The organism is Neorhizobium turbinariae (assembly GCF_023223505.1).
Lineage (GTDB): Bacteria > Pseudomonadota > Alphaproteobacteria > Rhizobiales > Rhizobiaceae > Neorhizobium > Neorhizobium turbinariae.
In genome coordinates this window covers 1-19,904 of sequence record NZ_JALPRY010000006.1, presented here as the reverse complement: position 1 = coordinate 19,904, position 19,904 = coordinate 1, and the positions used below count along the sequence as shown (strand labels likewise).

The following is a 19,904-nucleotide window of genomic DNA, read 5'->3' as shown; positions in this document are numbered from 1 at the left end:
CAAGTGCACGAAAGCCGAATCCATGTTCCGGACCGGCGTGAACTGCCCTTCTTCAGGTGCAGTTCGAAGTTCCCTTTATGCGGTGCCTTCTTTGAGGCTTGAGGAGACAATATGCGCTTTGGGAAAACATGCAAGCATGTTTGATCAAACGAGCAAGAAGTTTTGCCAAGCTACCGGAGATGACTCTGGAGAAGGCCGAGTCGTGCCGGCGCCCCGGGTGGGGGCGGGCCGCTAGATCGAAAGCACCTTGCCGGTGTTTAGAATGTTATCTGGATCCAACGCGCGCTTGATACGCGCCATCAGCTCAAGTTCTTCAGGTGAACGCGAGAGCTTGAGATAAGGCTTCTTCAGAAGTCCGATGCCGTGTTCTGCAGAGATTGTGCCGCCGTGCTCGGCGACAAAGCCGAAGACGAGCTTGGTGATCGCCTCGTGCGGCTGCTCGTCGCCCGCGGAGGGGATGTTGCAGACGATATGCAGGTTGCTATCGCCGATATGGCCGTAACTCAAAGCAATCGCATCTGGCCAGCGTGCCCTGATTGCCGCTTCGATCTGTTCAACTGCCTTGCCTGCCTTGCTTGTCGGCAAGCCTACGTCGAATGCAGTGAGCGGACCCATGAGCTTGCCATATTCGGAAACGCTGTCGCGCACCGCCCAGAGGTCGCGCGTCTCCCGTTCGGAGGAGGGCAGAACAGCATCCGTCACAGCGCCAGATTCAAGCGCTTCCGACAGCACCTGCTCTAGCAGCAGGCGATTTTCCGCCGCATCCCGGCCAGCCGTTTCGATTAGCACATAGATTCCGTGCGGATCGTTGAGCGCGCGGCGTAGGTGCGGCAGGCCTGAGGTCATGAAATCGTAGAAGCTTGGCCACATCACCTCAAACGAGGTCAGGGCAGAGCCCATACGCTGGCGCGCGTTTTTCAGCAGCGAGAGCAGCGAGGCGAAATCCGGGCAGCCGCAAAAGGCGCTGGCAAGCTCTGTCGGTTTTGCCTGCAGCCGCAAGACTGCACGGGTTATGATGCCAAGCGTGCCTTCGGAGCCAATGAAGAATTGCTTAAGGTCGTAGCCGGCATTGTTCTTCAGCATCTTGTTGAGGGAGGTAACGATAGTGCCGTCCGGGAGCACGACTTCGATCCCCAGCACATGCTCGCGTGCCATGCCGAAGCGGATCACGCGGTTGCCGCCGGCGTTGGTCGATAGATTGCCGCCGATCATGCAGGAGTCCCGGGCTCCGAGGTCGAGCCCCAAGAACAGTCCTGCGTCTTCGGCAGCCCGCTGCGCGACACCGAGCACAACACCGGCCTGCAGCGTCATCGTCGCCATGACGGTGTCGATCTCCTCGATCTCGTTCATGCGGTCGAGCGAAAGCGCGACGCCGCCTTCGATCGGCCTTGCACCGCCATTTAGTCCGGTCAGCCCACCTTGAGGCGTGACGGGAACTCTGAACTCGCTGCAAATACGCATCACCGCGGAGACCTGCTTCGTCGTCCGCGGCCTCACAAGCGCCCGTGGAGCCACAGGCGGAAGGCCTGCCCAGTCGTTGTAAAAGCGGCGCGGGATATCGTGACCGAATAAGACATCCTGGCCGAATTCGGCCGTCAGTGCTTCAGCAAAATGATCCTGCATGTCTGCTCCATCGGCACGGCATATCGAATGGCTCTCCATCCATTTCTATACGCCTCGACCCCGGGTGCAACTCCTCTTGAGACCCTCAAGGAAAGTTTTAAGACTAAACTTGTCTTTTTCGCTGGGCGGCCGGATACTGACGCAAAACATGCCCATCGGATGCCGCAAGCGCTTGGGTATCCGACACAACGAGGGGTCTAGTATGCGCTTTGCCTATCTTGCCTTCTTCAATAATACCGGGGACACGGAGCTTGCTGTCAGCAAGGAAGACGTGGAGACCGTTGCCGAAATCGTGCGGCTAACGCCTGGCCTGACGTCTGCCAATCTGTACACGCCGGAAGTCACCAAGGACATGTATAACAAGGATGAGCGGTCGCCGGTGTTCGGCATGCAACTGCACTTTGATGAGCTTTCGGAATTGGAAGATGCGATGGCGCCGGCTGGCCACCTGCAGCAGCTCGCTGCTTCCGGCGTGCTCTCAAGCATCCGCGGCGCGAAGGCAACCCAGCAAGCCATGTATGTCCGGCACTTTCCGGTAGACGACGCGGCGCTTGACGTCGAAAGGAATGGTAACCCGTGCTCCTATGTGGTGCATTACCAGGGGCCAGCGCAGGACCTGAACATCTGGATGCACCATTACGTCACTCACCACCCGCAGGTGATGCGGACCTTCCCTGGCATACGCAAGATCGAAGTTCTTTCGCGGATCGACTGGTGTGGCTTTCTGCCGTGGGAGCGGGTCAACCACATGCAGCGCAACCGGGTGATGTTCGATAATCCTGCCGCGCTACAGGCCGCATTGCAGTCCCCGGCTCGGGTGGCAATGCGTGAAGACTTCAAGACTTTCCCGCCATTCGAGGGCGGAAACTCGCATTTCCCGATGGAGACGCGGATCATCGCTCCCTGAATCTTCGGGTGCGAGACGCGATGCGGCTCGCACCATAGTCTCTAGCATATCTCCAGTTCGGGCGAGGTCTCCTCGATCGCCATGCTGCTCGATAAACGGTTCAGGTCTTCGGAGATCGCGACCGCTGCGGACTTGAGGATCGGGACGTAACGTTCGCGCGCCTCTTGGTCGGAGGCAAAAGCGGATTTGAAGTAGGTGAGACCCAGGCTCGCCAGTACCCGCCCATTCTTGGCGATGATCGGAACCGCAATGGTGTCCGAGTTCCTTGGTTCGACGGTTGGAGAGCGCGTCGCGTAACCGTTCTTACGCACGTGATTTAGTACGCGCAGGAGCTCCTCGCGGTGATGGCTGAGCGCATTCTCGGGATCATCCGACTTCTGCAGGATGTCGATCATCACATCCCGGTCCTCGGGCTCGAGGAAGGCGAGGTAAGCGAGCCCCATTCCACGGCTGAGCATGGAAAGACGCTTGTTCACCGTGCTGTGGAACGGCGACACCAGGCTGTCCGGCACCGTGCTGAAGCGCACGACGATGTCATGATATTCCGGCAGGCCAATCGCAACCGGCCATTTGTGCTTGCGGGTGATGGCGATCGCCCAAGCTCTTCCGGCCTCGACTACCAGCGGTCCCTTATGGAAACCCGAACTAAGGGACGTGACGAGCGCGCTCACCTGATATCCGCCCTGGCGGGTGTCGTTTTCCACGTAACCCGCTTCTTCGAGCGTGCGTAAGATTCGCACGAGGGTAGGCTTGGGCAGCTTTGTGCGCGCGTGAAGTTGCGCAATCGTGTTGATCGGTTGCTGGTTCAATTCTTGGAGCACGTTCATAGCGCGCTCAATGGCTCGAATGGTCATGGGTCCTCCTCCCAGACGCCCGCAGGACATTTCGGCCCGCGAAACGCTTCCGACGATAAGTTGTCGGCGCACCAAGTCAAGGTCTACGGCTGCCTTAGATACAGGGAGGACGATTCATGGCGACGGCAGACGATACCAAACGTAATCGGGAGGAGGTGCGCAGGCTGATCGCTGGCGTTGATGAAGCATTGGCCGCCAGCATCTTGCGCGGCGCGCTTGATCTCCATGTGCATTCAGGCCCGTCGACCATGCCACGACAAATCGATCACCTGCAGGCGGCGGAAGAAGCAGCCGCAGCGGGCATGCGCGGCCTCTTGTTCAAGGACCATCATTATTCGGTGGCACCGTTCATCCCGCTGATGGAGCGGGTGCTGGGTGATCGCGGCGTATCTATGTATAGCGGCCTTGTACTCAACAATTCGACAGGCGGTTTCAACCCGTTCGTGGTCGATGCGCAGTTGAAGATGGGCGCAAAGCTCATCTGGATGCCGACGGCCCAGGCTGCCAACCACGTTAGGAGCGCCCATCGGAAGGTGCGGCTCGCGTCGAACGTTGCGCTGAAGAGTTCGCCCCTGCTCAGCCCGGTCGATGCCTATGGCAACATCCTTGACGAGGTGAAGCAGATCCTCGACTCGATCGCGGAATTCGATGCCATCCTTTCGTCGGGCCACCTACACGTCTGGGAGATCTGGCGGCTGTTTGAGGAAGCCAAAAAGCGCGGCGTGAAGCGCCTGCTGATCAATCATCCGATGTACGGCCTGCATTTTACCTATGACGATATCCGCGACCTGGCGAACATGGGGGCACTCGTTGAGCAATCAGCTGGCATGTATGTCGACAGCCGCTTCAACGTCTACACGCCCCAAGAACTGAAGGAGCATATCCTGGCGGCCGGCGTCGAACATTCGTCGATCGGGTCTGACCTTGGGCAGGTGGATAATCCGTCACCGGTTGAAGGCATGCGGCAGGCGATCAAGCTCTGCCTTGCGCTCGGCTTTACCGAAGCAGAAGTGCGCACAATGGTGGCTGACAATCCTGCCCGTCTGGTAGGCTTGGCCGAGTGATACAGGGGCGGATGTGAGCTGGTGATAGTCATTGAGATCGAAAAGCCGGGCGGTCCGGAGGTTCTTAAGGTCGTTGATCGGCAACGGCGTCGTCCTGGCCCCGGAGAGGTACTGATACGGGTGATTGCGTCGGGCGTAAATCGGCCGGATGTCCAGCAACGGCGTGGACTTTACCCGCCGCCGCCGGGTGCCTCCGACATACCCGGTCTCGACGTCGCAGGCATCGTCGAGGAAGTCGGAGAGGGCGTAGAGACCTTGCAGGTCGGCACTCCCATCTGTGCCCTGGTGAACGGCGGTGGGTATGCCGAGCTCTGCCTTGCGCCGGCGGTGCAATGCATGCCGATCCCACGCGGCCTCAGCTTCATTGAAGGGGCATCGCTTCCCGAAGTCTTCTTCACCGCCTGGAACAACCTGATTTGGCTTGCCCGGCTGGCGGAAGGCGAAACGCTGCTGATCCAGGGGGGCGCGAGCGGCGTCGGAATGGCCGGCATTCAGATCGCCCGGCATCTGCGGCGCGCGACCGTGTTCGCAACCGCAGGCACGCCGCAGAAGCGCGAGATCTGCCTTTCTGTTGGAGCAACGGCAGCTTTCGATTACCGAGGCGCCTGGGACGACGAGATACGCGACCAGACCCACGGTTTGGGAGTCGACGTTGTCCTGGACGGGCAGGCGGGTCCGAGAACGCAGCGTCAGCTCGACCTACTGAAGCCGGATGGCCGCTTGGTCTTCATCGCCAGCCATGATGGTGAGACGGCCGAGGTCAATATCAGATCACTGGTCCGTCGTAGGCTCACGATCACGGGTTCGACGCTTCGACCTCGGCCTGCGGAATACAAGGGTCGGCTCGCGCGTGAACTTGTCGCTCAGGTCTGGCCGCTGATCGAGGATGGCCGCATCAAGACGTATATCCACCAAGCCGTCGATTTCCATCAGGTGAGGGACGCGCACGCCATTCTCGATGACAACCGGCAGATCGGCAAGGTTGTGCTGGTCGTCGATCCGACCATGGCAGCCACCGTGCCCGAACCTCTGCCGGCCCTCCAGTTGACGTGAGACACTGATGACGAACGAACGCCCAAGTTTTACCAGGTTCCGAGACCGTCTTTTTGCGCGGGAGCGGATGCTTGGCACCTTCCTCAAGCTGCCAACCACTCAGGTGGTCGAGATGCTCGGCCCGCTTGGTTACGATTTCGTGGTGATCGACCAGGAGCATGCGCCGCTCGACCGGGGGATCACCGATCTGATGATACTTGCGGCGCGTGCCTCGAACATCGCGCCTCTTGTCCGCATTCCCGAGTTCAGCCCATCGGCGATTCTGTCTGCACTTGATTGCGGGGCGATGGGCATCATGGTGCCGCATGTCAATTCGGTTGAGAAGGCAAAGGCGGTTGCTCAAAGCTGCCGCTATCTAGGCGGTCAGCGTGGGTTCGCGGGCCTTACCCGCGCCAGTTCCTGGGGCAGTGTTGGCGGGACGCAACACATGGCAGCGCAGGACAGCCATATTGCTTGTATCGTGATGATCGAGGACCAGGACGCGGTTGAGCATGCCGCTGACATTGCGCGTGTCGATGGCGTCGACGCGCTGTTCATCGGCCGAGGCGATCTGACTGCGTCGTTCGGCAATGATCCGGACGCCGCGAGCAAGGTCGCCGAGATCAGCAGGACGGTGGCGGCCGCAGCCCGCGACGCTGGTGTTCCGCTCCTGATGCTGCCGACAAGCAAGGACGATTTGGAGTTCGTCAAGGAGATCGGTGCGAGCGCGATGCTGTTGTCGAGCGACCACGGCTTCATCCGATCGGCTGCGGCGAAAACCATCAACGATTTCTCGGACTGACGGAGACCCTGGGGCTCGAGAGACGATCGGAGAAGACATTGATTGCGATAGATATCCCCGTGCTCCCTGTCCCGAAGGTTGCCGTTGTGACCGGAGGAAGCAGTGGGATCGGCCGAGCGACTGCGGCGCGTCTCGCCCAGATCGGGGCAACGGTTATCGTAGGCTACAACAGCCGGCTTGATTCCGCCAACGATGTGGTGCGCGGCTTGGCGGGCAGCGGTCATGTCGCCCTGCGCATCTCGCTCGATGATCCGGCCTCGATTGCCGAGGCAGCCATTACCGTGAAAGAGCGTTTCGGCCGCGTTGATGCACTTATCAATTGCGGCGGGGCTACAACGCCGGTTCCGGCGGGAGATCTCGATGGGCTCACCGACGAGATTTTCGACCGCACCGTTACGCTGAACCTTCGCGGACCGTTCGCAGTGATCCGTGCCTTCCGTCCGCTGCTCGAACAGGGAGAGAACGCCGCGATCGTGAACCTCTCCTCCATCGCGGCTCGAACAGGGATGGGCAGCAGCCTCGCCTACCTCGCAGCCAAGGGTGGACTAGACTCGCTAACGATAGCGCTTGCAAAGGTGCTGGCGCCGAAAGTGCGGGTTTTTGCGGTTTCTCCGGCGGGCGTCGATACGGACTTCGTGCCAAACCGCACGCGTGAACAGTTGGAAAGAACAGCTGAGAAGCTGCCGCTGCAACGGGTGACAACGCCGGATGACGTGGCGCGGGCGGTGATCGCATGTATCGTCAATTTGACCAGTTCAACCGGTCTCATCGTCCCTGTGGATGAAGGCAGGCATCTGTGAGCAATGCTGCTCGCCAAGCCCATCGTCGTCTGGCGAAACGACCGCGACAAGCCGTTGCCAGCGGCTTCTTGTCCGGCAATGCTTTGAGCCACTCTATTCTTTGCGACCATGTTTGATGGACGGACCATGGACAAGCTGCAATTTTACATCGATGGGCAGTGGGTCGATCCGGCAGTGCCTTTAACGATCGGCGTTACCAATCCCGCGACCGAGGAAAGCTTCGCGCGCATCAGCCTCGGAACACGTGAGGATGTCGACCGGGCAGCAAGGGCAGCGCGCCGTGCCTTCGCAACATATAGCGAAAGCAGCGTCGATGAGCGGCTGGGGTACCTCGACAAGATCATCCGCGGGTTCCGAGCGCATCTGCCGGAACTGGCGAGGCTCATGACGCTGGAAATGGGTTCACCCATTACCTTCTCCACCGAACGACAGGCGACCGTCGCTCTGTTTCACTTTGAAGAAGTGGTTCGCGTGCTGTCGAGTTACGAGTTCGAGCACCGCATGGGCGTCGGCATCGTGCGCCGTGAGCCGATTGGCGTTTGTGGCTTCATCACGCCCTGGAACTGGCCCCTGAACCAGGTTGCCTCGAAAGTTGCGCCAGCGCTTGCCGCAGGGTGCACCGTGGTCCTGAAGCCAAGCGAGATTGCGCCGTTGAGTTCGATGCTGCTTGCCGAGATCATTGATGATGCGGGGCTTCCGCCTGGCGTCTTTAACCTCGTCAATGGCGACGGACCGACGGTTGGCGAAGCGATTGCAGGCCACCCGGAGATCGACATGGTTTCCTTTACTGGTTCGACAGCCGCAGGTGTAAGGGTTGCCAAGCTGGCAGCCGATACGGTCAAGAGGGTGGCGCAGGAGCTTGGCGGAAAGTCTGCCAACATCATCCTCATGGATGCAGATCTTGAGGCGTCGGTCCAGGCTGGCGTGCATGCCTGCTACACCAATGCCGGGCAGAATTGCCAATCACCGACGCGCATGCTGGTTCATCGCTCGAAGCGCGAACAGGCTTTCGAGGCAGCCCGCAAGGCGGTCGAGACAATTCGGCTCGGTGATCCGTTGGATCCGAAATCGATGATGGGGCCGTTGGTCAGCCAGCAGCAGTTCGACAAGGTCCAGAACCTGATTCAAACTGGGATCAAAGAGGGCGCAACGCTCGTTGCTGGCGGTCCGGGTCGTCCCGCAGAACTCAACCTCGGCTATTATGTGCGTCCGACGGTGTTCGGCGATGTGACGCCTGAGATGACGATTGCCCGCGAAGAGATCTTCGGTCCCGTCCTGTCCATCCTGAACTACGACACGGAAGAGGAGGCGGTCGCGATAGCCAATGATACGCCTTTCGGTTTGGCAGGGTTTGTGCAGTCGAGGGATCCTGACCGGGCGCGCCAGGTCGCCAACCGCATACGTGCCGGACGGGTTTATCTCAATGGCGCGGGTTTCGATCGGAGCCTGCCTTTCGGCGGCTACAAGCAGTCCGGCAACGGGCGCGAATTCGGCCTGTTCGGCTTCGAGGAATATCTCGAGGTGAAGGCCATTCTCGGCTACCCCGCCTAAGGCGGCTGCCGGCGGCCCCGGCGGAGGAGCCGGACGAACTATCTCGGATCACCTTCGCCGTCGCGGCGAGACGGATCTGCAGTTTCGGGAGGACAACCGATGAAGATCGGTCAAGACAGCATACTTGGGCTATTCTTCGCCATCACCGGCATCGTCGCGCTCTGGATCTCTATCCAGTATCCGCTCGGCACGGCCGGACGCATGGGTCCGGGTTTTTTCCCGGTCGGCGTATCCGGCCTTTTGGTGCTGACGGGCATTGGCGTCCTCGTCCGCTCGATCTCGTCACCCGGTGAACTCCTATCAGCCGTCAAGTGGAAGGCGGTGGTCATGGTACCGGCCGCTGCAGTGGCCTTCGGCCTGGCGATCGAGCCCCTTGGGTTCTTCCTAGCAGTGCTGCTGCTTCTCGTCCTCTGCGCCGCGACCAGCGTCAAGTTCCGCCGGGAATGGAAGTCGGCGCTCGGCGCCCTCGTATTTGCCACGCTCTGTACGGCGCTTTTCATTCAGTTGATTGGCTTGCCGATCCCGGTGCTTGGCACCCTGTTCAAATAAGGCTTGGTGGTTCTCGAAATGGATATTTTTGACGGACTTCTGCTGGGCTTCTCGACCGCTACGACGTTCACCAACTTCGTCTATTGCTTCCTCGGGGTGCTTCTTGGCACCGCCGTTGGCGTCCTGCCTGGACTGGGGCCGATCGCGACGATCTCGATGCTCTTGCCCTTCACCTTCGGGCTGCCGGTGGACACCGCGCTGATCATGCTTGCCGGCATCTTCTACGGCTCGCAATATGGCGGATCCACAACCGCCATCCTGATGAACCTACCGGGCGAGGCTTCGTCGGTCGTGACGACGCTGGATGGCCACGCGATGGCCAAGCAAGGGAAGGCTGGCCGGGCGTTGGCGGCAGCGGCCCTGGGGAGCTTCTTTGCCGGCACGGTTGGTACGCTTTTCATCGTCGTCTCAGCCCCGTTGCTCGCGAGCCTTGCGCTCACATTCGGTCCCGCCGAATATTTTTCGCTAATCGTGCTTGGCCTCATCACCTCCATGGTGCTTGCGAGCGGCTCATTACTCACAGCCTTCGGCATGGCATTATTTGGCGTCCTCCTCGGAATGATCGGCACCGATGTTAACTCCGGTGCCGCGCGCTTCACCTTCGGCACACCGCATCTGCTGGATGGCCTGGATTTTGTCGTGGTTGCAACGGGCATCTTCGGTCTGGGCGATGTCCTTGCAAACCTTGAGGACGAACGTAGCCGCGCGGCCGGTGTCGCAAAGGTCAGCAGCCTTTTTCCCACCCGCGAGGACTGGAAACGCATGACCGCGCCGGTGCTGCGCGGCACAGGCATTGGGGTGTTGCTTGGGGTTCTGCCGGGAGCGGGTGTCCTGCTTGCATCATTCTCAGCCTACGCATTGGAAAAGAAGGTTTCGAGACATCCCGAAGAGTTCGGCAAGGGTGCAATCGAGGGCGTCGCGGCGCCAGAGGCGGCCAACAACGCCGCGGCACAGACCTGCTTCATCCCCATGCTGACGCTTGGACTGCCGGGTACCGCCACGATGGCCTTGATGATCGGCGCGCTCGTTGTCCAGGGAGTCCAGCCGGGGCCCGAAATACTGACACAGCAGCCGTCGCTGTTCTGGGGCCTCGTGGTCTCCATGTGGCTTGGCAACCTGATGCTGCTGTTCCTGAACCTGCCGCTCGTCGGCATGTGGGCGAAGCTTATCTCGGTGCCGTATCATTACCTGTTCCCGATGATCTGCGTCTTCGTGGCGATCGGCGTCTACAGCATCAACAACAGCGTCTTCGACGTCTACATGATGGCTCTGTTCGGTGTGCTCGGGTATTTTTTCCGCAAGGTTGGTGCCGAACCTGCGCCGCTCATCCTGGCGATGATCCTCGGACCGATGGCGGAGGAATACCTGCGGCGGGCACTTTTGATCTCGCATGGTGACGCCAGCGTGTTCTTCACAAGCCCGCTCAGCCTCATGACGTTGATCGTGGCAGCACTGCTGCTTCTGTCGATCATATCGCCCCGTTTCCGCAAGGTGCGCGAGGAAGGGCTGCAGGAAGCGGATTGAGAACCGTCTGCTTCCTGCAATTCGCACCATCAACAGCCAATAGATCAGGAGGAAACATGGCACAGGAACTCGACGCTCGCCTGCGGGAACATCTCGACCGGGAAGAGCTTTTCGACCTCGTGCGCCGCGAGCGTTTCGCACGTGATCAGCGCCGCTTCGACGTGATGGCGCAGTGTTTCCATCGTGATGCCTATGTGCGAACCAGTTGGTATGACGGCCATGGCGGGGATGCATATGTGGAGGCGACGCGCAAATGGATGGGCAACACCGGTAACAGCAAACACTGGGTGTTTCCGGCCTTTGCCCAGGTCATGCGAGGCCGGGCGACGGTGGAAAGCCCCGCGATGATCTTCAACCGCGCCAAGCTAGGGGACGTTGAGGTGGACTTCCATGTCTTCTGCCGCTTCTTTTCCCGCGCGGTAAGGGAGGAGGGCGTTTGGAAGCTCCTGTCCTTCCATGTCTTCTTCGAGCGGGACGTCATGAAACTGGTGAACCCGTCCGAAACGCTTCCGATCGATTGGGAGAGGCTTTCGGCAATGCGGCCGTCCTACAAGTTCCTTACCTATATCCAGAGTGTTCGCGGGGTGAAGGTGAACCCTGATCTTCTGGGTGACGATCGTCCGGATGAACTTGCCGCCTTTCACGCCGATGAGGAACGCTGGTTGGCAGGTGCCGAGTGAAAAGCATACGGCCGTGACGTTCCATCGGACGAAACGTCAGCAGCGCCTTGTTTTGTAACTGGGTGCGGTGCCGTAACGTCAGATCCAGGCTCGATCATGAGTGGGAGGAAGACATGAAGAGACGCGAGTTCATGGTGCTTGGCGGCACGGCATCCTTGCTGGTAGCCAGCGGCACAAGTTGGGCGGCCGACAAATGGCCAAGTAAATCCGGCGTGGTGATATCTGCCTACCCACCAGGTGGCACAAGCGACATCATCACGCGGCTGGTGGCGGATGTGCTGTCCGCAAAGTTCGGCCAGCAGTTCGTCGTCGAGAACCATGCTGGCGCGGCCGGAGCACTGGCAGGCGGTCGGCTGGCGCGCGCCGCGCCCGATGGCTACACCATCATGGTGAGTGGCAGCGCGCCGATTGCTGCAAACAAGGTTGTCCAGAAGAACCTCGCCTACGATCCCCAGGTGGATTTCACGCCAATCACCATCGTCGCGGAGAGTCCCGCCCTGATGACGGCAAGCGCCAATGCGCCGGCCCAGTCGCTTCCGGAACTCATTGCCTATGCCAAGGAAAATCCGGGCAAGGTAAATATCGGCAACCCCGGCGCAGGCACGAAGGGCCACATCGCGGCCGCGATCATCGGCCAGATGGCGGGCGTCGAAATCAACCACATTCCCTACAAGGGTTCGCCACCGCTGCTCACGGATCTGCTGGGCGGCCATATCCACTACGCGCTCGACGCGCCGTCGAATTATTTGCCGCATGTGCGCGACGCAAAGATCCGCGGTCTCGCCGTGACCTCGCTCACGCGTGCAAGCGAAATGCCTGATGTCCCGACCGTCGCGGAGCAGGGGTTCAAGGACTACAACCAGACGCTATGGTTCGGCGCGGTCGGCCCGAAGGACATGCCGGCGGAGATCGTCGAGGCGATCCACGGAGCCATTAAGGAGTGGACCGACATGCCGGCGACGAAGGAGAAGTTGAAGTCGCTCGGTTTGTCGCCGGTTGCCAATACGCCGGATGAGATGCGGGCGAGCATCCAGCAGGAAATCGAGTCCATCCGTCCCCTCGTTGAAGCGGGCCTCGTCCAGCCGACCTGAGTAGAGCAGCCTTCAACTTGAATGGCAAAAGCCCCCAGGTGACCGGGGGCTTTTTCATGTGCACGTGATCTGCAGCCCTAGATCTTCGGCATCGGGTAGTCACCCTCGTTGAGAACCCAACCCGGCTTTGATGAGAAATCCATGCGCGGCGGCGCGAAGATGTCGACAAGCTGGTTCACGCCGGCCGATTCAGCCGTGGTTGTATGGATCGACGGCGGCGGGATCACGCAGACCGAAGGTGACCCGCAATAAAGGTGTTCGTCCTCCCGCCAGATGTGCATGTTCGTCGTCCACGGCCAACGCAGGTGGTGCGTGAAGGCGCCGCTGAGAGCCAGCGAACACTGCTCGAAATCGTCATGATGATGCGGCGAGACCTTGTCACGTGCGCGCGGTCCGACGCGCGGCGTCAGGTAGTTGATCATGAAGGTCGTGCAGCGATAGATTCTGCCAAACCGTGATGGATCGTCAGGCACATCCAGCGTGTACCACTTGAGCCTCAATCCGCCTGGCGGCTCCGGCCACGGCTCAAACGGTGGCACATTGGGATGCGGTTCCGCGAATGCGTCCGCATTTGAGGCCGCACTCGCCAAGTCCTCGGACTTCGGTGTGAACAGCCTGACGATGTTGCCGTCGGTCAGCATGCGGATGCTGGTGTCACCGGGCGGGATAAACGCGACGGAGTAGCCGGGGACGATCGTGGTGCCATCCTTCGTGGTGATCGCGACCTGGGTATCAACGTCGGGAATGATGAGAGCATATTCATCCGATTGGGCACTGCGGGAGAAAACGCCGCCCTGCTGTGCCTCGCTATAGACGATCACGAAGTTCTGGCCGCGGCTGATCCATGTCTTGCCGTTCTCGTCTGAGACCTGTGGCTCAGTCCCGTAATAAAGGCTGAGCTGCGAGCCGAAATAGCTTTCGTGGACGTGGGATGACTGCTTTGGCGCAGCTGGCTGCGCCAGGCTGGCTCTCGGGTCACTCTGGTCGTACATAGGATCCTCCCCTTCAGTTTGGAATTGCAGCCGGCAGCGCCGCGCTCACTGAGGCAACTGCTTCTTCAGCTTCAGGATTTCGCGCGCTTGCCCAGGCGTAGCGATTGTGCCGCCGAGCTCCCGGATGATCCGCGCGGCCTTCTGGACAAGCTCGGCATTGCTTTTGGCAAGCACGCCTTTTTCCAGGTAGATGTTATCCTCCAGCCCCACGCGCACATGCCCGCCCAGAAGCCAGGCCTGCGCCAGCATTGGGAACTCCCACCGGCCGATGCCGAAGGCTGCCCAATGTGATCCGGCCGGCAGCAGGGACTTCATGTAGGCGAGGGTTTCAGGCGTCGCGATCGCGCCATATCGTACACCGAGCACGATCTGGAAAAGAGCCGGAGCGTCGAGACGGCCCTCATGGATGAACTGGTTTGCAAGCTGGATATCGCCGGTATCGAAGACTTCAAGTTCCGGTAGGACGCCTGCTTCGCGGATGATGTCGGCCATGATCCCGAGATTGCGGGGCGTGTTGATGACCACTGAGGTGCCGGAATACATCGTGTTGAAGTCGAGGCTGCAGATTTCCGGACGAAGTGCTGCAATATGCTCGACGCGTCGCTCAGGTGGCAACAAGGTAGTACCAGGCCCAGCAACGCTCGGCTCGTGCTCGCCCGGCACAAAACGACCTCCGGGGCCGGTGGTGAGATTGATGATGACATCCTCATCGGCCGCCCTCAGACGATCCATCACCTCGCGATAGTGCTTCAATTCCATGCTTGGCCGGCCATCCGGATGCCGAACGTGGATGTGAACAATGGCTGCACCGGCGCGCACAGCCTCAAGGCAGGAACTGGCAATCTGCTCCGGGGTGATCGGCAGATAAGGCGTTGAATCGACGCTGGTGATATTGCCGGTCACGGCGCAGCTGATGATCGTCGGGTTAGCCAAATCTGTCTCCATGCTTCCAAGACGGCTGTCATTGTCCGTCTCTGGCTCGCATCTGCGACAGCTCGGCGCAAAGGATATTGGCTAGCGTTTCACTGACAGAAATGCCGCAGCGGCTCCTGACAGGAGCTTGCAGCCCTCTTGCGGCAACAGGGAGACATCCTGCTCCACGACATCGGCGGTGGTCCTGCAGGCTTCAATCACCGCACGAACCCGCCCGTGTTGTGATTGCTGTCTGCTACGTCTACGACGGGAGCTCTTGCGCCAGCGTTTTTCCAGCAAGTCGTGCCACAACCAGGAGCCTCTCTAGGTCAAGCCCGTTGCGCGCCATGGCTGACAGACCAGCCGTCGTTGAGCATACAAAGTCTGCAATGCGTTGGGCATCGTCAGGGTATCGTTCGGCGACATAGGCGCGGATCATTTCACCGGCAGCATCGTGGAAAGCGCAGGCTGCTGCCCGTGCCTCCTCGTCATCGCAACGCGTGCCTTCGATGACCAAGCATCCGGTCGCTACCGGGTCAGCCGCATAACGGCGGGCAGCGTCTTCGAGAACGGCTGTAAGCACGTCGGCCACGGGGCGGTCCGGCCGCATGATCTCGGCAAGCGGAATGGCATCCGTCTGAGCATACCGGTCCAGAACCCGGTTATAGAGGCCCATCTTGCTGCCGAATGCGGCATAGAAGCTCGGTGGGTTGATCCCGAGAGCCGACGTGATTTCAGCAACACCCAGAGCATCAAATCCGCGCGCATGAAACAGATGCTTTGCCGTTGCCACCGCTTCATCAGGATCGAAACGGCGGGGGCGGCCACGCGTACGCACATTTTTTGTAGTCGACATTACATAAAGCCTTGACGAATGGATGGGGCGATATTTATGTATCGTTCGCTAAGTTAATTTTCAAGGAAAAGCACAATGACATCTTATCAAGGAAAATCGGTATTGGTGCTCGGTGGCAGCCGCGGCATTGGAGCGGCCATTGTCAAAAGGTTTACGGCCGAGGGCGCAAAGGTAACCTTCACCTACGGCGCATCGCAGGAAGCTGCAGAACAGCTGGCACGTGACACGGGCAGCACCGCGGTCCGCGCTGATAGTGCGGATCGCAACGCGGTGCTCAATCTTGTACGTGAGGTTGGACCGCTCGACATCCTCGTCGTCAATTCGGGGATCGCCATCTTCGGTGACGCACTTGAGCAGGATCCGGATACGATCGACCGGCTTTTCCAGATCAACATCCAAACGCCCTATCATGCCTCCGTTGAAGCTGCGAAGCAGATGCCGGAAGGTGGCCGTATCATCGTCATCGGCTCCGTCAACGGTGACCGGATGCCGGTTCCAGGCATGGCGTCCTATGCCGTCAGCAAGTCGGCGCTGCAAGGCTTGGCGCGAGGGCTCGGGCGCGACTTCGGGCCGCGCGGAATCACCATCAATGTCGTGCAGCCCGGCCCGATCGATACGGATGCCAATCCCGAAAATGGCCCGATGAAGGATCTGATGCACAGCTTCATGGCAATCAAGCGCCACGGTCGCCCGGAAGAAGTGGCCGGAATGGTGGCCTGGCTTGCCGGACCCGAAGCAGGCTTCGTCACCGGCGCGATGCATACGATCGATGGTGCGTTCGGCGCCTAGCCCAAACGGTGAGGGGAGTCCTGTGCTCCTCTCGCACTTTAATGCGCACACAAGCCCTTCGGGATCAGTTGCGTGACGTCATCCAGACGCCGACCAGTGTCACACCAAGCCCTACGAACATCGCCACCGTCAGCGGCTCGGAAAACAGCATCCAGGCCCACAGCATTGTCACCGGCGGACTCAGGTAAATCGCGGCACTGACCTTCGCCACCGGGAACAGCCGCAGGCTCGTGTAATAAACGGCATAGGCAAGGAAGGTCGCGATCAGTACCAGCCACATCATGCCGATCAGGAACTCGCGCGTCATCGGTGGCGCGAGCGTTCCTTGCGTCCACGCACATATTCCAAACAGAACGGACCCGGTCAGCGAATGGATGCACAAGCCTTGGTGCACCGGCATGCTCGTCGCCCGACGCTTCCTGTGCAGAACCGAAGCCACGGCGAAAACCAGCATCGACACGACGGTCAACCCGTAAGCCCAAAGCGGAGCGGTACCGACCGCGAGGCTGTCGAACGACACGATCAGGACGCCGATCACGGCGATCAATGTGCCCAGCCACTGTTTCGCAGAAAGCGTCTCGCCCAGCACCGGTTGCGAAAGCGCCACGATTGCGAGTGGCAGAAGGTCTGCGATCAGCGCCACAAGCCCTGTCGGCACCCGTTGCTCGATCGCAAGTGCGAACCCGCCGAGATAGATGAAGACGGCCATGACGCCGAACAGTGCCTGGTCGCGGATTGCCCGCAGTGAAATCCTTGGCCCGATCGTCAATGCGAACGGGAGCAGGATCAGGCCCGAGATCAAGGTTCGCCAGAAAAGCAGCAGCATAACGCTCGTTTGCTGGTTGGCGTACCGGATCCCGACGAAGCCGGAGCTCCATCCGATGATCATGAGCGTAGCGAGCAGCGGCCAGAGAAGAGGATGGCGACGGGCAGCGGTGGAAACGGCAATGGTATCGGTCATACGATCTCTGGAGTGACGGTCGAAGCGGTCATACATGGGCGGGATGCGTACATGGCCATGACCAGTGGCCAGGGCAATGTGCTCTTCTTCGTCGGACCCCACATGATCGCCAGACGACAGAAGAGGGAACCTATTAGGCCGCGAAAAGTTCACTGCCGGGGTAGTTTGCGCGCACGCACCGCGCCTCATATCCGGAACACACAGAGGACGGAAGACGATGGACGACAAGAACATGTCACATGGCGGCAATGGTATGCATGAAAGCACCAGCGACCGCATCCTGACCAACCGACAGGGCCACCCGATCACCAACAACCAGTCGCAGCGCACCGTGGGTTCCCGCGGCCCGGCTACGTTGGAGAACTACCAGTTCCTCGAAAAGATCACCCACTTCGACCGCGAACGCATTCCCGAGCGCGTCGTGCATGCGCGCGGTTTCGTCTGTTACGGTGAGTTCGAGGCGACCGGCAAGATCGGCGACGAGCCGGCCTCTAGGTATACTCGCGCCAAGCTGTTCCAGCAGGCGGGCAAAAGGACGCCGCTCGCAATTCGGTTCTCGACCGTGATCGGCGGTCGCGACTCCTCTGAAGTCGCTCGCGATCCCCGCGGTTTTGCCGTCAAGTTTTATACCCAAGACGGAAATTGGGACTTGGTCGGCAACAACCTGGCGATCTTCTTTATCCGTGATGCCATCAAGTTCCCGGATGTCATTCATTCCCTGAAGCCTGACCCGGTGACCTTCCGGCAGGAGCCGAACCGCATCTTCGACTTCATGTCGCAGACCCCGGAATCCATGCATATGCTGACCCACCTGTTCTCGCCGCGCGGCATTCCGGCGAGTTACCGTCACATGGAAGGTTTTGGAGTCAACACCTACAAGATGGTGAATGCACAGGGCGACACGGTGCTCGTGAAGTACCATTTCCACCCGCGCTGCGGCATCGCCAGCCTCACTGCGGAGGAGGCGGCCAAGGTTCAGGGGCAGGATTTCGGGTCGGCATCGAAGGACCTTTTTACCTCGATCGAGCGCGGCGAGTATCCGCAGTGGGATATGTATGTGCAGATCATGGAAGACCACGACCATCCGGAACTCGAATGGGATCCTCTGGACGACACCAAGATCTGGCCGGAAAAGGATTTTCCGCTGCGCCATATCGGCACCATGACGCTGAACCGCAACGTCGAGGACTTCTTCAACGAAAATGAGCAGATCGCCATGGGTACCGGCGTGTTGGTCGACGGTCTCGACTTCTCCGACGACAAAATGCTTGTCGGCCGCACCTTCTCCTACTCGGACACCCAGCGTTACCGCGTCGGCACCAACTACCTGCAACTGCCGGTTAACCAGGCGAAGAATGCGACAGTCGCAACCAATCTGTCCGGTGGACAGATGAGCTACCGGCGCGAGATGGCCCCGGGGCAGAATCCGCATGTGAACTTTGAGCCGTCGATCCACAACGGGTTGCAGGAAAGCGCCGCCGAACAGCCGAACAACCCGCCGGAGATCCACGGACGCCTGACACGCAGCGTCATCGAGCGCCGCAACGACTACATCCAGGCACGCGGCCGGTATTGCACCATGATGGATTGGGAGCGCGATGATCTCGTCTTCAACATGGGTGACCTCCTTGGTCAATGTGAGCGGGATGTGCAGGAGCGTATGGTCTGGCACTTCTTCCTCATTCATGACGACTACGGCAGGCGTGTCGGCGAAAAGCTGGGAATAACGGCTGACGAAGTGAGGAAGCTCGGCCCGTTGCCGAAGCAGGTGCTGACCGACGAAGACCAGCGTCGCCTCCAGAACCTTGGCAACAATGGCGACACGATCGATCCGACGGTCTGGGGCCAATGGACGAGCTCGGTGAAGAACTACAAGGCCTCGGCTGAGGAGGTCCTGACGGGCAAGTTGCCCAACAAAGGCATGGCCCAGAGCCAGGCGGCGGAGTGACAGGCTGAACCTGCCAAGACCACAAAGTAGCGGTTGACGGAGGAATGGCGCGCGGCCGCGCCATTCTCTTCTGAAGGTTGCCCCGGCCGCCCATCTGGATCAGGATGGAGCGATGCCGCGCTGCTCACATTGCTGGCCAGTGGCAAACGAATGCTTGGGAGGAAATCGCATGAGCCGTTCAGACCAAGACCATCATGGTGCCGATGGTCATCACCACGAACATTCCGGCGAACCCGATTGGAAGCACAATGGTGTGCGCGTCATCAAGGGGGATTCCCTCGACAGTAACACGGCGCAGACGCCGGGTATGTTTCGCCAGGCCGCCATCAACCATGCGCGTGTGGGTGCGCAGAAGATCTGGGCCGGCACTGTGACCATTCATCCCGATGCAAAGACGGGCGTGCATCACCACGGTGAGTTGGAAAGTGTGATCTATGTCGTGAGTGGCAAGGCCCGGATGCGCTGGGGCAACAAACTCGAATATGTTGCCGAGGCAGGTCCGGGCGACTTCATCTTCGTGCCGCCTTATGTTCCGCATCAGGAGATTAATGCAGATCCCGATGAACCGCTGCAGTGCGTTCTGGTGCGCTCTGACAACGAGGCTGTCGTTGTCAATATCGACAATGTGGACCCCGTCGAGAAACCGGAAACGGTCTATTGGGTGGACCCGATCCATAAACATCCCTGACGGTCGCTCTGTCGCCGGTGCATTGGCGGCCTCGGAGCGTCGCGAAATGGCTCCGGGAAGCATGTTGGCGGAAAAGCATCAACAAGAACAATGATTTGAATCCTTTTTGATGAGGTCCCGATTTTTTCTGTTGACGCTCCAAAGGCGTGGATCTATAAACCGCCTCACTGACGAGGGCGGCGGCGCTGCTAGCGACGAAGTTCTTCGTTCTTGAAAATCTCTGAGAAGTTGGCTGGAATGCTGATGGGGCCGGGTTTACGGTTTGGCTCTGGGGTTGATGA

General features: G+C 59.9%; 19 protein-coding genes. 13 read left to right on the top strand and 6 right to left on the bottom strand.

Annotated elements, in window-relative coordinates; all coding sequences use genetic code 11:
- Nucleotides 1–231 precede the first annotated feature (231 nt).
- Nucleotides 232–1,623: an FAD-binding oxidoreductase gene (locus M0654_RS04510; protein ID WP_248682019.1), complete on the bottom strand. Its 1,392-nt coding sequence runs from the start codon at nucleotides 1,621–1,623 to the stop codon at nucleotides 232–234.
- 202 nt (nucleotides 1,624–1,825) lie between these two features.
- Between M0654_RS04510 and M0654_RS04505 the strand changes: the two genes are divergently transcribed.
- On the top strand, nucleotides 1,826–2,530 hold the full coding sequence (locus M0654_RS04505; protein ID WP_118852144.1) for a hypothetical protein: 705 nt from the start codon (nucleotides 1,826–1,828) through the stop codon (nucleotides 2,528–2,530).
- Nucleotides 2,531–2,571: 41 nt separating this feature from the next.
- Here M0654_RS04505 and M0654_RS04500 read toward each other — a convergent pair whose 3' ends face one another.
- The gene (locus M0654_RS04500; protein WP_118852143.1) at nucleotides 2,572–3,384 is read right to left on the bottom strand and encodes a helix-turn-helix domain-containing protein; all 813 of its coding nucleotides are present in this window, start codon (nucleotides 3,382–3,384) and stop codon (nucleotides 2,572–2,574) included.
- A 116-nt stretch (nucleotides 3,385–3,500) separates the two neighbouring features.
- Here M0654_RS04500 and M0654_RS04495 point away from each other — a divergent pair, with 116 nt between their 5' ends.
- The 9 genes from M0654_RS04495 (at nucleotide 3,501) to M0654_RS04455 (ending at nucleotide 12,477) form a co-directional block, all read left to right on the top strand.
- Nucleotides 3,501–4,448 carry a DUF6282 family protein gene (locus tag M0654_RS04495; RefSeq protein WP_248682018.1) on the top strand — a complete coding sequence of 316 codons (948 nt, stop codon included), beginning with the start codon at nucleotides 3,501–3,503 and terminating at the stop codon, nucleotides 4,446–4,448.
- A 21-nt stretch (nucleotides 4,449–4,469) separates the two neighbouring features.
- Nucleotides 4,470–5,501: an NAD(P)H-quinone oxidoreductase gene (locus M0654_RS04490; RefSeq protein WP_248682017.1), complete on the top strand. Its 1,032-nt coding sequence runs from the start codon at nucleotides 4,470–4,472 to the stop codon at nucleotides 5,499–5,501.
- Nucleotides 5,502–5,508: 7 nt separating this feature from the next.
- A complete protein-coding gene (locus tag M0654_RS04485; protein WP_248682016.1) occupies nucleotides 5,509–6,282 on the top strand; it encodes an HpcH/HpaI aldolase family protein in 774 nt (257 codons plus the stop codon).
- 38 nt (nucleotides 6,283–6,320) lie between these two features.
- Nucleotides 6,321–7,082, top strand: a complete 762-nt coding sequence (locus M0654_RS04480; protein ID WP_248682015.1) for an SDR family NAD(P)-dependent oxidoreductase — start codon at nucleotides 6,321–6,323, stop codon at nucleotides 7,080–7,082.
- Nucleotides 7,083–7,208: 126 nt separating this feature from the next.
- Nucleotides 7,209–8,633, top strand: coding sequence for an aldehyde dehydrogenase family protein (locus M0654_RS04475; protein ID WP_248682014.1), 1,425 nt, complete (start codon nucleotides 7,209–7,211; stop codon nucleotides 8,631–8,633).
- A gap of 99 nt (nucleotides 8,634–8,732) precedes the next feature.
- Complete coding sequence (locus M0654_RS04470) at nucleotides 8,733–9,182, top strand: tripartite tricarboxylate transporter TctB family protein (protein WP_118852138.1); 450 nt, start codon at nucleotides 8,733–8,735, stop codon at nucleotides 9,180–9,182.
- Between the two features lie 18 nt (nucleotides 9,183–9,200).
- Nucleotides 9,201–10,706 (top strand): tripartite tricarboxylate transporter permease, encoded by a 1,506-nt coding sequence (locus tag M0654_RS04465; protein ID WP_248682013.1) that lies wholly within the window; start codon nucleotides 9,201–9,203, stop codon nucleotides 10,704–10,706.
- A 56-nt stretch (nucleotides 10,707–10,762) separates the two neighbouring features.
- A complete protein-coding gene (locus M0654_RS04460; protein WP_248682012.1) occupies nucleotides 10,763–11,386 on the top strand; it encodes a nuclear transport factor 2 family protein in 624 nt (207 codons plus the stop codon).
- 113 nt (nucleotides 11,387–11,499) lie between these two features.
- Nucleotides 11,500–12,477: a Bug family tripartite tricarboxylate transporter substrate binding protein gene (locus M0654_RS04455; RefSeq protein ID WP_248682011.1), complete on the top strand. Its 978-nt coding sequence runs from the start codon at nucleotides 11,500–11,502 to the stop codon at nucleotides 12,475–12,477.
- 77 nt (nucleotides 12,478–12,554) lie between these two features.
- Here the strand turns inward: M0654_RS04455 and M0654_RS04450 are convergent, their stop codons facing one another.
- The 3 genes from M0654_RS04450 to M0654_RS04440 all read right to left on the bottom strand — a co-directional run bounded on the left by M0654_RS04450 (nucleotide 12,555) and on the right by M0654_RS04440 (nucleotide 15,237).
- Nucleotides 12,555–13,469, bottom strand: a complete 915-nt coding sequence (locus tag M0654_RS04450; protein ID WP_248682010.1) for a hypothetical protein — start codon at nucleotides 13,467–13,469, stop codon at nucleotides 12,555–12,557.
- A 45-nt stretch (nucleotides 13,470–13,514) separates the two neighbouring features.
- A complete protein-coding gene (locus tag M0654_RS04445) occupies nucleotides 13,515–14,402 on the bottom strand; it encodes a BKACE family enzyme (protein ID WP_248682009.1) in 888 nt (295 codons plus the stop codon).
- Nucleotides 14,403–14,643: 241 nt separating this feature from the next.
- A complete protein-coding gene (locus M0654_RS04440; RefSeq protein ID WP_248682008.1) occupies nucleotides 14,644–15,237 on the bottom strand; it encodes a TetR/AcrR family transcriptional regulator in 594 nt (197 codons plus the stop codon).
- A 75-nt stretch (nucleotides 15,238–15,312) separates the two neighbouring features.
- Here M0654_RS04440 and bdcA point away from each other — a divergent pair, with 75 nt between their 5' ends.
- A complete protein-coding gene (gene bdcA, locus M0654_RS04435) occupies nucleotides 15,313–16,026 on the top strand; it encodes an SDR family oxidoreductase (protein WP_118852131.1) in 714 nt (237 codons plus the stop codon).
- A gap of 64 nt (nucleotides 16,027–16,090) precedes the next feature.
- Here bdcA and M0654_RS04430 read toward each other — a convergent pair whose 3' ends face one another.
- On the bottom strand, nucleotides 16,091–16,987 hold the full coding sequence (locus M0654_RS04430) for a DMT family transporter (RefSeq protein WP_118852130.1): 897 nt from the start codon (nucleotides 16,985–16,987) through the stop codon (nucleotides 16,091–16,093).
- Between the two features lie 217 nt (nucleotides 16,988–17,204).
- Between M0654_RS04430 and M0654_RS04425 the strand changes: the two genes are divergently transcribed.
- Together M0654_RS04425 and M0654_RS04420 are read left to right on the top strand one after the other, a co-directional pair.
- Nucleotides 17,205–18,935, top strand: coding sequence for a catalase (locus tag M0654_RS04425; RefSeq protein ID WP_282571529.1), 1,731 nt, complete (start codon nucleotides 17,205–17,207; stop codon nucleotides 18,933–18,935).
- A 169-nt stretch (nucleotides 18,936–19,104) separates the two neighbouring features.
- The gene (locus M0654_RS04420) at nucleotides 19,105–19,623 is read left to right on the top strand and encodes a cupin domain-containing protein (RefSeq protein ID WP_248682007.1); all 519 of its coding nucleotides are present in this window, start codon (nucleotides 19,105–19,107) and stop codon (nucleotides 19,621–19,623) included.
- The last annotated feature ends 281 nt before the right edge of the window (nucleotides 19,624–19,904 follow it).

Coding starts and splice junctions, on each gene's coding strand:
- M0654_RS04420 (WP_248682007.1), top strand. CDS start 19,105: ATGAGCCGTTCAGACCAAGACCATCATGGTGCCGATGGTCATCACCAC.
- M0654_RS04465 (WP_248682013.1), top strand. CDS start 9,201: ATGGATATTTTTGACGGACTTCTGCTGGGCTTCTCGACCGCTACGACG.
- bdcA (WP_118852131.1), top strand. CDS start 15,313: ATGACATCTTATCAAGGAAAATCGGTATTGGTGCTCGGTGGCAGCCGC.
- M0654_RS04495 (WP_248682018.1), top strand. CDS start 3,501: ATGGCGACGGCAGACGATACCAAACGTAATCGGGAGGAGGTGCGCAGG.
- M0654_RS04470 (WP_118852138.1), top strand. CDS start 8,733: ATGAAGATCGGTCAAGACAGCATACTTGGGCTATTCTTCGCCATCACC.
- M0654_RS04440 (WP_248682008.1), bottom strand. CDS start 15,237: ATGTCGACTACAAAAAATGTGCGTACGCGTGGCCGCCCCCGCCGTTTC.
- M0654_RS04425 (WP_282571529.1), top strand. CDS start 17,205: ATGGACGACAAGAACATGTCACATGGCGGCAATGGTATGCATGAAAGC.
- M0654_RS04430 (WP_118852130.1), bottom strand. CDS start 16,987: ATGACCGATACCATTGCCGTTTCCACCGCTGCCCGTCGCCATCCTCTT.
- M0654_RS04485 (WP_248682016.1), top strand. CDS start 5,509: ATGACGAACGAACGCCCAAGTTTTACCAGGTTCCGAGACCGTCTTTTT.
- M0654_RS04455 (WP_248682011.1), top strand. CDS start 11,500: ATGAAGAGACGCGAGTTCATGGTGCTTGGCGGCACGGCATCCTTGCTG.
- M0654_RS04505 (WP_118852144.1), top strand. CDS start 1,826: ATGCGCTTTGCCTATCTTGCCTTCTTCAATAATACCGGGGACACGGAG.
- M0654_RS04475 (WP_248682014.1), top strand. CDS start 7,209: ATGGACAAGCTGCAATTTTACATCGATGGGCAGTGGGTCGATCCGGCA.
- M0654_RS04510 (WP_248682019.1), bottom strand. CDS start 1,623: ATGCAGGATCATTTTGCTGAAGCACTGACGGCCGAATTCGGCCAGGAT.
- M0654_RS04460 (WP_248682012.1), top strand. CDS start 10,763: ATGGCACAGGAACTCGACGCTCGCCTGCGGGAACATCTCGACCGGGAA.
- M0654_RS04500 (WP_118852143.1), bottom strand. CDS start 3,384: ATGACCATTCGAGCCATTGAGCGCGCTATGAACGTGCTCCAAGAATTG.
- M0654_RS04450 (WP_248682010.1), bottom strand. CDS start 13,469: ATGTACGACCAGAGTGACCCGAGAGCCAGCCTGGCGCAGCCAGCTGCG.